Consider the following 12,540-nt stretch of genomic DNA (forward strand, 5'->3'; position numbering starts at 1 on the left):
AGCCGGTTGAACGGGGCAACGCCTGAAGCGTCAACGTCCCGACACCCTAGACCCGCGCAACGATTACCCAAAATGATTAATTATTGGGTTAGGCATAAGTAACGGCTTATAGTTGGCCGACCCGACAACCCGCAAAAGGCCAGACGCCATGCGTAAGTCATTGCTGCGTATGACATTACGTCAGCTTCAAGTCTTCCAGGCAGTGTGCGAAAGCAAGTCCTATAGCCGCGCCGCGGAGGAAATTTCTCTGACGCAGCCAGCCGTTTCCCTACAAATTCGTCAGCTGGAAGCGCTGATAGGTCAGCCACTTTTCGACTACATCGGTAAAAAGCTCTACCTCACCGAAGCCGCCGAAGCGCTGTTGCGCGCCAGCAGCGACATTTTTGGCCGGCTGGAAAGTCTGGATATGCAGCTCTCTGACTTGCAGGGCTCGCTGCAGGGGCAACTCAACCTGGCGGTGGAGTCGAGCGCGAAGTATTTCGTGCCGCATCTGTTTGCCGCGTTCAAGCGCCAGTACCCGGAAGTGAATTTGCAGCTGGTGGTGGTTAACCACGCGCAAACCATCCGCCGCCTGAGCGCCAATCGCGACGATTTGCTGATCATGTCGCAGGTGCCGCAAGACATGTCGTTGGAGTTTTACCCGTTTCTCGACAACCCCATCGTCGCCGTCGCGCCGCCGGATCATCCGCTGCTCAGGCACGCCACCCTCAAGCTGCAAGACCTGTGTGCGTGGCCGCTGCTGGTGCGTGAACCGGGCTCGGGCACGCGCAAGTCCATCGAAGATTACTGCCACCAAAAGCGCGCGCACTTTCAGCAGACCATAGAGCTGGGCTCGATGGAGTCGCAACGCGAAGGCGTGATTGCCGGACTGGGCATCGCCTTGCTCTCGCGCCACGCCGTGCGCCGCGAACTGGAAAGCGGCGCGCTGCGCGAATTGCCGGTGACTGAGCTGCCGCTGATGCGCAGCTGGTGCCTGGTGCACCCGCGCGGCAAATACCTGTCACCGGTGGCGCAAACGTTCTTCGCCTTTATTCGCGCAGAACGCGCGCAAATCAGTGGCTTGGCGGCCCGCTTCGGCGCGGTGCCTGGCTAGCGGCCAGGTAATTGGCGGCGACCAGATCGGGATAATCCGACAGCTCCAGCTGCAGGCGACGCTCTTCGGTGAAGTCTTCGATGGCGCGGCGATAAGCCATGCGGCGCTGGTCTTCGAGCTGGCGTTTGGTTTTCGCGGCAGAGGAGGCGTAAGGCTGTGCTTCATCCAGATAACGAGTCATGTGCGTGCTCCCATCGTTGGATTCGGGAGTACCAGACTGGGCGGGGGAAAGCGACAGTTGTGTGCAGGCGGGATGAATTTCGTGTGACGGCGGGTGAAGAGCATCGCGGCTAAAGCCGCTCCCACAGATTGCGTGAACTGTGGGAGCGGCTTTAGCCGCGATGCTTTAGAAGCGCTCAATCAGCCCGCGCATCATCTGCCGATTTCAGCGACTTAGGCGACAAGCGCAAGCTGCGCAGACTGCGCTTCACGCTCTTGAGGTGATTGACCAAGGTTGGCCCGCGCGCCATGGCAACGCCCATGGCCAGTACGTCGATCACCACCAAGTGGGCGATGCGCGAGGTGAGCGGCGTGTAGATTTCGGTGTCTTCCTGCACGTCGATGGCGAGGTTGACGGTGGACAGTTCGGCCAACGGCGTCTGGCTCGGGCACAGGGTGATGAGCGTGGCGCCGGTTTCGCGCACCAGGTTGGCGGTGATCAGCAAATCTTTGGAGCGGCCTGACTGCGAGATGCAGATGGCCACGTCGGTGGGCTTCAGCGTGACCGCCGACATCGCCTGCATGTGCGGGTCGGAATAGGCCGCAGCGGTGAGCAGCAGGCGGAAGAATTTGTGCTGGGCATCGGCGGCCACCGCGCCGGACGCACCAAAGCCATAAAACTCCACGCGCTGCGCTTGCGAGCAGGCGGCGATGGCGTGTTGCAGGGCTTTGGGGTCGAGCTTTTCGCGCACTTCGATGAGCGTGTGCAGCGTGGTGTCGAAAATTTTCAGGCTGAAGTCGGCGACCGAGTCATCTTCGTGAATGGCGAACTGGCCGAAGCTGGCGCCAGCGGCCAGGCTTTGCGCCAGTTTCAACTTCAAGTCCTGAAAGCCGGTACAGCCGATGGCACGGCAGAAGCGCACGATGGTGGGCTCGCTGATGCCAACGCTGTGGGCCAGATCTGCCATGGAGCTGTGCATCACGGCTGCCGGGTCGAGCAGCACGTGATCGGCGACTTTCAGCTCCGATTTTCGTAACAGGTGACGCGACTGGGCAATGTGTTGCAAGAGGTTCAAGGGATTGGCTCTTTTGATGAGTTATGATCGGCCGACGCCGGGTTGTAGCGCGCGTGTAGTTATACTACATGACCTTCCCGACGCCCAGCCAAACCATACGCGGCGGGCAAAAAGCTATTTTCACGCCGCCAACCGAGCGCCGTCGTTTTCACACCGTCTGCTGCACCCCGGAGGGTCATTTGCTTTCCATTCCTTGCGACATGCTGGTATTCGGCGGCACCGGAGATTTGGCGCTGCACAAGCTTCTGCCCGCGCTCTATCACCTGCACCGCGACGGCCGCCTGCACGAGGGCACGCGCATTCTCGCCCTCGCCCGCAGCCCCATGGCGCGCGTGGCGTATCAGGCACTGGCAGAACGCCGCTGCCGGGCGCAGGTGGCGCGTGCCGATTTCGATGCAGCGACCTGGGCGAGCTTCGCCGAGCGCCTGGATTACTTTCCCATTGATGCCTCGCAAAGCGCCGATTTCGGCCGCCTGGCCCGTCACCTTGGCCCAGCCGGTGATCGCGTGCAGGTGTATTACCTGGCCACCGCGCCGAACCTGTTCGAAGACATCGCCCGCCACCTGAAGGTCGCCGGCCTGGCCGGGCCCAACGCGCGCATTGTGTTGGAAAAACCTATCGGCCATTCCCTCGATTCGGCACGGGCGATCAACGCAGCCATTGGCGCGGTGTTCGATGAGTCGCGGGTGTTTCGCATCGATCACTACCTGGGCAAGGAGACGGTGCAAAACCTGATGGCGCTGCGTTTTGCCAACATCCTGTTCGAGCCGCTGTGGCGCAGCGGGCATATCGATCATGTGCAAATCAGCGTGTGCGAAACCCTCGGCGTAGAGAACCGCGGCGCCTACTACGACCGCTCCGGGGCGATGCGCGACATGGTGCAAAACCACTTGTTGCAGTTGCTTTGCCTGGTGGCGATGGAAGCCCCGGCGCGCTTTGACGCGGAGTCGGTGCGCGATGAAAAACTGAAGATTCTCCAGGCCCTGAAACCGATTCAAGGCATGGATGTGCACGACAAAACCGTGCGCGGCCAATACACCGCCGGCAAAATCGGCGGCCAGGAAGTGCCGGCGTATTACTTCGAAAAAAACGTCGATAACGACAGCGACACCGAGACCTTCGTGGCCCTGCAAGTGGCCATTAATACCTGGCGCTGGGCCGGCGTGCCGTTCTACTTGCGCACCGGCAAACGCCTGGCGAAGAAGACCTCGGAAATCGTCATCCACTTCAAGCAGGTGCCGCACCTGCTGTTCGACAACACCCAACCCAACCGCCTGATCATTCGCCTACAACCTGAAGAGCGCATCAGCCTGCAACTGATGGGCAAAACCCCCGGCAAAGGCATGCGCTTGGCACCGGTCGAGCTGGATTTGAACCTGGCGCAAGCCTTCCGCCAGAAACGCCGCTGGGACGCTTACGAGCGTTTGCTGCTGGATGTGATCGAGGGCGACTCGACGCTGTTCATGCGCCGTGACGAAGTGGAAGCGGCGTGGAAATGGGTCGACCCGATTCTCAAAGGCTGGCAAGACAATTACCAGGATCCACGGCCTTACGCCGCCGGCAGCAATGGGCCGGAGCAGGCGCAGAGTTTGTTGGAATTGCAGGGGCGTAAGTGGGCGGAGTGACTCGCCTTTTGTGCTGAAAACCCATCGAGGCTAAAGCCTCTCCCACAGGCACTGCACGACCCTGTGGGAGAGGCTTTAGCCTCGATTTTTTTGAGCTATTGCTTCACCAAATCCGGAATCTGTACCGCCAACTTGGTGTTGTTCAGCGGCGCCCGAATAAAGCCGCGCTGGGTACCGTCCGGGCCGAGGATGACCAGGTTGCCGCTGTGGTCGACGGTGTAGTTCTCTTTGCTGGTATCACCGGGAATAAACGGAATGCTCACGGCATTGGCGAGCTTTTGGATATTCGCCAGATCGCCGGTCAGGCCGAGAAATTGCGGGTCGAAATAGCCGAGGTATTTCTTCAGCTGCTCCGGCGTGTCGCGGTTCGGGTCGACGCTCACCAGCACCACTTGCAGGTTGTTGCGCGCCTCTTCTGGCAGCTTGGTTTTCAGTTCGCGCAGTTGCGCCAGGGTGGTCGGGCAAATGTCGGGGCAAAAGGTGTAGCCGAAGAACAACAGGCTCCATTTCCCTTTCAATTCGTTGACCGGCACCGCTTCGCCAAGCTGGTTGGTCAGACTCAGGTCGGGCAGGTTGCGGCTTTGCGGCAACAGAATGATGCCGGCATCTATCATCGCGGCGGGGTCGCCGTGGCCTTTGCCACTGAGCACGCGGTTGACGGTGAGGCCAAATACCAAGGCCACGACGGCGACGAGAATTGCGACGGTGATGTGCTTGCGGGTCATAGGAAGGCAGCTCGGCAGATCGAAAGGCAAACGGTACCCCATCCGGCCGTGTCACCGAAACCGCCAAGCGTTTCAGGGTTTGCGTTGTTCCGGGCGCGACCAGATCCACGCCGCGCCGCAGCCCATGCCCAACGCGGCAAACGCCACGGACGGCAGGTGGCTGACCGTCAGCAGCATGACCAACAACGCCACCACCATGCTCAGGCTGGCGAGCAGTTTGGCGCGGCGGTTGATGACGCCGCCGTCGCGCCAATTGCACAGCAGCGGACCGAATAGCCGGTGGTTTTCCAGCCAGGCCGCCAAGCGCGGCGAACTGCGCGCCGCCGCCCACGCCGCCAGCAACACGAACTCGGTGGTGGGCAAACCGGGAATCACCACGCCCAACACCGCCAGCGCCAGGCTCACATAGGCCAACGCCAGCCACAGCTGGCGCAGCGGCCGGCGTGGCGCAGTGCCGCTGCAAGCCTCAGGCAAAGGTGCGTTCCAGGTGATCGGCGAAACGGTTGAAGGCGGCGATGGCCGCGGCCTCGGCCTGGCGTTCCTGCTCGGCGCCCAGCACCACACCATCGAGCGCGGCAACGAAGTGCTTCCACCCTTGCGCGCGACCGCCTTCCGGTTCGCCCAGGTGACGGGCGCCAAAGCTGTCGCTCAGTTGTAACGCCTCGGCACGTTTAATCAAAAACGCCGCGCCCAGCTTCGAGCCTTCCGACACAAACACCCAGCCCAACGCGGCGCCCAGACCCAGCTGCTGCGCGCGCACGCTGTCATCGCCTGTAGGTACGGCATGACCGAGGTCAGCCAGGTCCAAGCGCGTTTGTTCGATGCGGCCACGGCTCGGCAAGTCGTCAACGATCTGCGCCAGCTGAGCATGGCGGTAGAGGTTTTCCAGGTCGTACTGGAACAGGTATTGCGCGGCCACGAACTTGGCGAAGTTCTCGCGGCTGCCGAACGGGTCGTGGCTTTTTACTAAGGCATCCAGGCGCGCGTGCGGCTCGTGGGTAAGGGCGTTCAGGCGTTGCGAACGCAGGGCGTGGTTCAGTGGCGATGCTTGAGCAGTCATGGCGGTCTCGACGAAGTGAACACGGTGTCCGTGGCTTCAAGAAGACGCGGCAGGCGCGAAAATCCTCAGGGGGACCGGCAAGTATTTTTCCCCGTGAGCAATTCGCGCCCAGGCCGCCGTCACCGCTCAAGCAAAAAGTAATGATCCACCAGCAGCGCGATAAACAGCAGGAACAGGTAGTAGATGCTGTATTTGAACGTGTTGATGGCGGCGTGCGGTTTGCTGTCGTGGTACAGCACCCAGCTCCATTGCAGAAAGCGCGCGCCCAGCACCACGGCGCAGGCCAGGTAGAGCAAGCCGCTCATGTGAATCACGTAGGGCATCAGGCTCACCGCCAGCAGCACCAGGGTGTACAGCACGATATGCACCTTGGTGTAGTGCTCGCCATGGGTGACGGGCAGCATGGGGATGTCGGCCTTGGCGTATTCGGCCTTGCGGTGAATGGCCAAGGCCCAGAAATGGGGCGGCGTCCAGGCGAAAATAATCAGCACCAACAGCAGCGGTTCGGCGCTGATATGACCGGTGACCGCGACCCAACCCAACAGCGGCGGCGCGGCGCCCGCCAGGCCGCCAATGACGATATTTTGCGGCGTGGCGCGCTTGAGAAAGCCGGTGTACAGCACGGCATAACCGAGCAGCGACGCCAGGGTCAGCCAGGCGGTCAGTTCGTTGGTGAAGGCCAGCAGAATCACCAGCCCGCCCACCGACAGCGCCATGGCAAACGTCAGCGCCGCTACGGGCGAAACCCGGCCTTCCGCTAACGGCCGTTTGTGCGTGCGCGCCATGACGGCATCGATGCGCCGATCCACCACATGGTTGACCGCCGCCGCCCCGCCCGCGCACAAGGCGATACCCAAGTTGCCGAACACCAGCACCGTCCACGGCACCCCGGCACGCGTGGCGAGGAACATGCCGACCAGCGAGGTGATGAGCATCAGCACCACGACCTTGGGCTTGGTCAGTTCCAGGTAGTCGCGCCAAAGCGCTTGGCTGTGAGCTTGGCTGAGTAGCGTGGCCATGGCGTCTCTCCTTCTTGTTTTTATCGGTCAGGCCGCCGACTGGCTAACCCAATTTTTTGTCGCTGCGCGCGCCGGGTTGGCGACCGCACGCAGCCTGTAATTCACCAGCACTAGCGTCAGCAACAACAACGCGCCGCCGGCGTTATGGGCCACTGCCACCGCAAGCGGCAGGTGCAGCAACACGTTGCTCACGCCCAGGCTGATTTGCATGCCCAAGGCCAGCACCAACAAACCGGCCAGGCGGCCATGACCACCGCGTTGCAGGTGCCAGGCGAGTATCAGCAACACCACGGTGACCAGCATGGCGCCGAGGCGGTGGGTGAAATGAATGGCGGTGCGGGCGTCGCTGTCGAGCTGACCGCCGAGATAATTGGGGCCGATGTGCTGGCTGAGGTGAAAGCCGTTGGCAAAATCCATGGCCGGCCACCACTGGCCGTGACAGGTGGGCAAATCGATGCAGGCCACCGCCGCATAGTTGGAACTGACCCAACCGCCGAGGGCAATTTGGCCAATCACCACCAGCAAGCCCAACGCCGCCAACTGCCGCAGCCGGGCGGGAATCGCGGGCAGGCTCGGCATGCGCCCGGACAAGCGCAGCGTCAGCAAAAACAGCAGCGCCAAGGTGGTGAAGCCGCCGAGCAAATGCGCGGTCACCACTTGCGGCCAGAGCTTGAGGGTGACGGTCCACATGCCAAACGCGGCCTGCGCCACCACCACGCCCAGCAACAGCAACGGCAGTTTCAGCGGTTGCTGCGGCTCGGCGCGCCGACGAACCGCGAGCACCGCCAGGGCCAGAATCAGCAGGCCCAGGCTGCCGGCGAAGTAGCGGTGGATCATTTCGTTCCAGCCCTTGTGGGCCTCAACCGGCGCGTGGGGGAAGTTGGCCTCGGCATGGGCCAGCTGCGCCTCGCTGGCGGGCACGCTGATAAAGCCGTAGCAGCCCGGCCAGTCCGGGCAACCGAGGCCGGCGTGGGTCAACCGCGTGTACGCGCCGAGCAGCACCACGACCACTGCCAGAACAGTGGCGAGCAGGGCGAGACGGAATCCGGGTTTGGCCATGGGACGATCCTTAGCTCAACCAATATTCGACAGTTTCAGCAGCAGGCGCATGTCGTTGAGAATCGCCTTGCCTTTGGTCTTGGCGTCATAGCGCAGCACCAGATTGCCGTGGGGGTCGATCAGCCATAGCTGCGGCGCGCTGCCGGTGGCCGGGCTGGCTTTGCTGTAGGCCTGAGCATCGAGGCCGTAGCGGTCCAGGCGCGGATAGTCACGCGCCAGCTCGGCGTTATAGGCCTCGCTGACCGGTTGTGTCGTGGCCAGGCCATGGGTGGCGCGCGAGGCTTCCCGGCCGAGGCCAATTTGAATTTGCCGGGCCAGGTACACCAGCTGCCGGCAGTCGTCTTCACAGCTGCCCGGCGCCGTCACCAGAATTTGCCAGGTGGTTACATCGCTGCCGAGCACACCGAGATCGGTGCGGTTTTGCCCATTGCCGATCAGCTCGCCGCTGTAGTTGCGCCCTTCCGGCACCCAGAAGCGGAACTGGTACATGGCGGTGGCGAGCACCATCGGCCCGACAGTGAGGGCCAGCAGCAACAGCAGTTGCAAACGACCACGACGGCGCACAGGTGCATGGGGCATTGGCATGGCTGGATTCATGGTTGTTGTTCTCCCAGAACAGGCTCGTGTTTGGCGGTGGCGTGAAAGCCGAAGTAAACAAATAAACCCAACAGCGCCGCCGCCAGGGCAAACCATTGCACGGCGTACGCCTGGTGCCGCTCGGGGCCCATAGCGACCACGGGCCAGTCGGCCTGGTAAGCGGCAGCGCTCGGTTGCAGGCGGACTTCATAGGCCAGGCCGGCGCGGCCCAGTTGCGTCCACAGCGCGTGTGGGTGCACCGCGTTTACCAGCAGCGGCCATTGGTTACTCGGCGCGTCGGCTTGCAGTTGAAAGGTTTCGCCGGGCGGCACGTACACCCAGGCATCGAGGTTTTGCACGGCCGCGGGCGTGGCGAATTGCGCGGCGTTGCGCCGGTCCGGCCAGGGCAGCCAGCCGCGATTGACCAGCACCCACAAATCACTGGCCTGGTCGTAAAACGGTTGCAGCAGCTCGACGCCGACCTTGCCGTCGCGGGTGCGGTTGTCGAGCAATACGCTGTGTTGGTCGTCGAAGTGGCCGCTCAAACGCACCCGGCGATAAGCCGCATCGGGCGTGGTTTCCAGTTCCAGAATGCCGATGGCCTCGGCGCCGCGACGGGCCTCGTAGCTGGCGAGCAACTGGCGCTTTTCTTCAGCGCGCGCCAACTGCCAGAAGCCCAGCCACACCAGCAACGGCAGTAGCATGGCCACCACCAGTGTCGGCAGCCAGCCGGGGCGAAACCGCCTCATCTGGCGAGCCCGGACAGCGGCAGGTGACTGGCTATACTCCACAGCATTCCCCTTCCCCATTGGCGAGACTCACACCATGCTCAAAGCGGCAATCGTGCTCATGCTCTTGGCCACCATCGTCAGCCTGTTCAGCGGCCTGTTCTTTCTGGTCAAAGACCAAGGCAATTCGTCGCGCGTGGTCAACGCCCTCACCGTTCGGGTGGTGTTGGCGGCGTTGACCGTGGCCCTGATCACCTGGGGCTTTTACAGCGGCCAGCTGGTCAGTCACGCGCGGTGGTAAGTGCGCCTCAGAGCACGTACACGAAAATAAACAGCCCCACCCACACCACGTCGACGAAGTGCCAATACCAGCTGGCCGCTTCAAAACCGAAGTGCTGTTTCTCGTCCAGATGCCCTTTCATGATGCGCAGCAGCATGATGGTCAGCATCAGCGTGCCGATGGTGACGTGGGCACCGTGAAAGCCGGTGAGCATGAAGAACGTGGCGCCATAAATACCCGAGCCCAGCGTCAGCCCCAGCTCGTGATAGGCCTCAACGTATTCGGTAACTTGCAGCGCCAGAAAGCACACGCCGAGCACAATCGTCAGCCCCAGCCAGCCCTTCAGCGCGGCGCGTTTGCCGTGGCGTAACGCGTGGTGAGCCAGGGTGACGGTGACGCTGGAACTGATCAGCAAGATGGTGTTGATCAGCGGCAGATGCCACGGGTCGATAACCGCTTTCGGGGCCGGGTACAGCTTGGGATCCGGCGTGTTGAGCATCGGCCAGGTGTACTCGAAATTCGGCCACAGCATGTTGGCGATGCCCTTCGCACCTTCGCCGCCCAACCACGGGCCGGACCAGTAACGCACGTAGAACAGCGCGCCAAAAAAGGCGATGAAAAACATCACTTCCGAGAAGATGAACCAGCTCATGCCCCAGCGGAATGAGCGGTCCATTTGCGCGCTGTAGAGCCCCGAGCGGCTTTCTTTGATCACCGCGCTGAACCAGCCGAACAACATGTACGCCACCAGCAAACCGCCGATGCTGAAGATCAGCGGGCCGTGGGATTCAGGCCGGGCGGCCTTGAGGTCGTTGAACCAGGTGCCCAGGCCGTACATGGTGACGAGCATGCCGATGGTGGCAATGATCGGCCACTTGCTCTGCGCCGGAACGTAGTAATGCTCGTAGGTGGAGTTGGGGCTCTTTGGCAGGGCCTCGTCGTGCGTCGCCATTTTATTGTTCTCCTTGTTTTACACCGCTTACTTGGCCGCGATCGGCGCATGGCGAGCAGTGATGTCGAACAGCGTGTAACCGAGGGTCAGGTGGAAGACATCCTTGGGCAGATCACGGTCGACGATGAAGCGCACCTTCATTTCTACGCGTTCACCGGGTTGCAGCACTTGCTGGTTGAAGCAGAAGCAGGCGGTCTTGTGGAAGTAGGCCGCTGCCTCGGACGGCGAAATACTGGGAATGGCCTGCGCCGCCATGGGTTTGTCCGTGGGGTTCTGGGCGATAAACGTCATCTCGTTGACCGCCCCCGGATGCACCACCAAATCGCTCGACACCGGGCGGAACTCCCACACCATGTCGGCCGCATTGGTGGCCATGAACTGCACTTTCACCTGCCGGTTTTCATCCACCAGTTGTTGCGCGCCAGCGTACTGCCCGGAGGTTTTCCCGTTGATGCCAAACGCTTTGCACATCACGTCGTAAATCGGCACCAAGGCAAAGCCGAACGCGAACATCACCACCACCAACAGCAGCAGGCGGGTGACCAGGGTTTTGGTCGGCAAGCCGTCGCTCATTGCAGACTCACTTCACTTCCGGTGGCGTGGTGAAGGTGTGGTACGGCGCGGGCGACGGAATGGTCCACTCCAGCCCATCGGCACCGTCCCACGGCTTGGCCGGCGCCGGCTTGCCGCCACGAATGCACTTGATGACGATGAACAGGAACAGGAACTGCGTGGCGCCAAAGCTGAACGCCCCGATGGACGACACCATGTTGAAGTCGGCGAACTGCAGGTTGTAGTCCGGAATCCGTCGCGGCATCCCGGCCAACCCCACAAAGTGCATCGGGAAGAACGCCATGTTCATGCCCACGAAAGACAACCAGAAATGCAGCTTGCCGAGGGTTTCGTCGTACATGTGGCCGGTCCATTTCGGCAGCCAGTAGTAGGCCGAAGCGAAGATGCCGAAGATCGCGCCGGGCACCAGTACGTAGTGGAAGTGCGCCACCACGAAGTAGGTGTCGTGGTACTGGAAGTCCGCCGGGGCGATGGCCAACATCAGCCCGGAGAAGCCGCCGATGGTGAACAGAATCACGAAGGCCACGGCAAACAGCATGGGTGTCTCGAAGGTCAGCGAGCCCTGCCACATGGTGGTCACCCAGTTGAACACCTTCACCCCGGTGGGCACGGCGATCAGCAGCGTGGCGTACATGAAGAACAGCTCGCCCACCAACGGAATGCCGACCACAAACATGTGGTGCGCCCAGACGATAAACGACAGGAAGGCAATCGAGGCCGTGGCGTACACCATGGAGGTGTAGCCGAACAGCGGCTTGCGCGAGAACGCCGGAATGATCGAGCTGACGGCACCGAAGGCCGGCAGAATCATGATGTACACCTCGGGGTGGCCGAAGAACCAGAACACGTGCTGGAACAGCACCGGGTCACCGCCACCAGCGGCACTGAAGAAGCTGGTGCCGAAGTGAATGTCCATCAGCATCATGGTCACGCAGCCGGCCAGCACCGGCATTACCGCAATCAGCAGAAACGCGGTGATCAGCCAGGTCCAGACGAACAGCGGCATTTTCATCAGCGTCATGCCGGGGGCGCGCAGGTTGAGAATGGTGGCGATCACGTTGATCGCGCCCATGATCGAGCTGATGCCCATCAGGTGAATGGCGAAGATAAAGAACGTCACGCTTTCCGGCGCGTAGGTGGTGGACAGCGGCGCGTAGAACGTCCAGCCGAAGTTCGGTCCGCCACCGGCGGTGAACAGCGTGCTGATCAGCAAGCCAAAGGCGGCCGGCAGCAGCCAGAAGCTGAAGTTGTTCATGCGCGGCAGGGCCATGTCCGGCGCCCCGACCATCAGCGGAATCATCCAGTTGGCGAGGCCAACGAACGCCGGCATCACCGCACCGAACACCATCACCAGGCCGTGCATGGTGGTCATTTGGTTGAAGAAAGCCGGTTCGACAATTTGCAGCCCTGGTTGGAACAGTTCGGCGCGAATCACCATGGCGAACGAGCCGCCAATCAGAAACATCGCAAAGCTGAACCACAGGTACATGGTGCCGATGTCTTTGTGGTTAGTGGTCAGCACCCAGCGCATCAGGCCCTTGGCGGGGCCGTGATGACCGTGGTCGTGGTCGGCGTGCCCAGCATGGCCAGGCTCAATCACTGCACTCATGATGGG

The 12,540-nt window shown here is 61.9% G+C and carries 15 protein-coding genes; 3 read left to right on the top strand and 12 right to left on the bottom strand.

The window, feature by feature from the left end; all coding sequences use genetic code 11:
- The first annotated feature begins 148 nt into the window (after positions 1-148).
- Entirely contained in the window at positions 149-1,093 is a 945-nt protein-coding gene (locus ACZZZP_RS23175; protein WP_463384271.1) for a LysR family transcriptional regulator, read from the top strand.
- Here ACZZZP_RS23175 and ACZZZP_RS23180 read toward each other — a convergent pair.
- On the bottom strand, positions 1,053-1,274 hold the full coding sequence (locus tag ACZZZP_RS23180) for a PA3496 family putative envelope integrity protein (protein WP_122449843.1): 222 nt from the start codon (positions 1,272-1,274) through the stop codon (positions 1,053-1,055). The genes ACZZZP_RS23175 and ACZZZP_RS23180 overlap by 41 nt on opposite strands.
- Before the next feature lie 175 nt (positions 1,275-1,449).
- Positions 1,450-2,328 carry a transcriptional regulator HexR gene (hexR, locus tag ACZZZP_RS23185; RefSeq protein ID WP_122492212.1) on the bottom strand — a complete coding sequence of 293 codons (879 nt, stop codon included), beginning with the start codon at positions 2,326-2,328 and terminating at the stop codon, positions 1,450-1,452.
- A gap of 200 nt (positions 2,329-2,528) precedes the next feature.
- Between hexR and zwf the strand changes: the two genes are divergently transcribed.
- Positions 2,529-3,953 (top strand): glucose-6-phosphate dehydrogenase, encoded by a 1,425-nt coding sequence (gene zwf, locus ACZZZP_RS23190; RefSeq protein ID WP_241000496.1) that lies wholly within the window; start codon positions 2,529-2,531, stop codon positions 3,951-3,953.
- A gap of 95 nt (positions 3,954-4,048) precedes the next feature.
- Here the strand turns inward: zwf and ACZZZP_RS23195 are convergent, their stop codons facing one another.
- The 7 genes from ACZZZP_RS23195 to ACZZZP_RS23225 all read right to left on the bottom strand — a co-directional run bounded on the left by ACZZZP_RS23195 (position 4,049) and on the right by ACZZZP_RS23225 (position 9,141).
- Complete coding sequence (locus ACZZZP_RS23195) at positions 4,049-4,678, bottom strand: SCO family protein (RefSeq protein ID WP_463384272.1); 630 nt, start codon at positions 4,676-4,678, stop codon at positions 4,049-4,051.
- Between the two features lie 72 nt (positions 4,679-4,750).
- Positions 4,751-5,152 carry a YbaN family protein gene (locus ACZZZP_RS23200; RefSeq protein WP_463384273.1) on the bottom strand — a complete coding sequence of 134 codons (402 nt, stop codon included), beginning with the start codon at positions 5,150-5,152 and terminating at the stop codon, positions 4,751-4,753.
- Entirely contained in the window at positions 5,145-5,738 is a 594-nt protein-coding gene (locus ACZZZP_RS23205; protein ID WP_463384274.1) for a biliverdin-producing heme oxygenase, read from the bottom strand. The genes ACZZZP_RS23200 and ACZZZP_RS23205 overlap by 8 nt, the downstream gene beginning before the upstream one ends.
- 119 nt (positions 5,739-5,857) lie before the next feature.
- Positions 5,858-6,757, bottom strand: a complete 900-nt coding sequence (gene cyoE, locus ACZZZP_RS23210; protein WP_122492217.1) for a heme o synthase — start codon at positions 6,755-6,757, stop codon at positions 5,858-5,860.
- Between the two features lie 27 nt (positions 6,758-6,784).
- Positions 6,785-7,816, bottom strand: a complete 1,032-nt coding sequence (locus tag ACZZZP_RS23215; protein ID WP_463384275.1) for a COX15/CtaA family protein — start codon at positions 7,814-7,816, stop codon at positions 6,785-6,787.
- Between the two features lie 15 nt (positions 7,817-7,831).
- A complete protein-coding gene (locus ACZZZP_RS23220; protein ID WP_463384276.1) occupies positions 7,832-8,413 on the bottom strand; it encodes a hypothetical protein in 582 nt (193 codons plus the stop codon).
- Positions 8,410-9,141, bottom strand: a complete 732-nt coding sequence (locus ACZZZP_RS23225) for an SURF1 family protein (RefSeq protein ID WP_463384277.1) — start codon at positions 9,139-9,141, stop codon at positions 8,410-8,412. The genes ACZZZP_RS23220 and ACZZZP_RS23225 overlap by 4 nt, the downstream gene beginning before the upstream one ends.
- A gap of 76 nt (positions 9,142-9,217) precedes the next feature.
- Between ACZZZP_RS23225 and ACZZZP_RS23230 the strand changes: the two genes are divergently transcribed.
- Complete coding sequence (locus tag ACZZZP_RS23230; RefSeq protein ID WP_122492452.1) at positions 9,218-9,421, top strand: twin transmembrane helix small protein; 204 nt, start codon at positions 9,218-9,220, stop codon at positions 9,419-9,421.
- Between the two features lie 7 nt (positions 9,422-9,428).
- On the opposite strand, the gene ACZZZP_RS23235 is transcribed toward ACZZZP_RS23230, so the two are convergent.
- The 3 genes from ACZZZP_RS23235 to ctaD are packed head-to-tail and all read right to left on the bottom strand — an operon-like array spanning position 9,429 to position 12,534.
- Positions 9,429-10,352, bottom strand: coding sequence for a cytochrome c oxidase subunit 3 (locus tag ACZZZP_RS23235; RefSeq protein ID WP_463384278.1), 924 nt, complete (start codon positions 10,350-10,352; stop codon positions 9,429-9,431).
- Between the two features lie 27 nt (positions 10,353-10,379).
- Positions 10,380-10,925 carry a cytochrome c oxidase assembly protein gene (locus ACZZZP_RS23240; RefSeq protein WP_463384279.1) on the bottom strand — a complete coding sequence of 182 codons (546 nt, stop codon included), beginning with the start codon at positions 10,923-10,925 and terminating at the stop codon, positions 10,380-10,382.
- Positions 10,926-10,932: 7 nt separating this feature from the next.
- Positions 10,933-12,534: a cytochrome c oxidase subunit I gene (gene ctaD, locus ACZZZP_RS23245; RefSeq protein WP_463384280.1), complete on the bottom strand. Its 1,602-nt coding sequence runs from the start codon at positions 12,532-12,534 to the stop codon at positions 10,933-10,935.
- Between the last annotated feature and the right edge of the window lie 6 nt (positions 12,535-12,540).

The sequence above is a fragment of the Pseudomonas sp. AC211 genome (assembly GCF_979258055.1).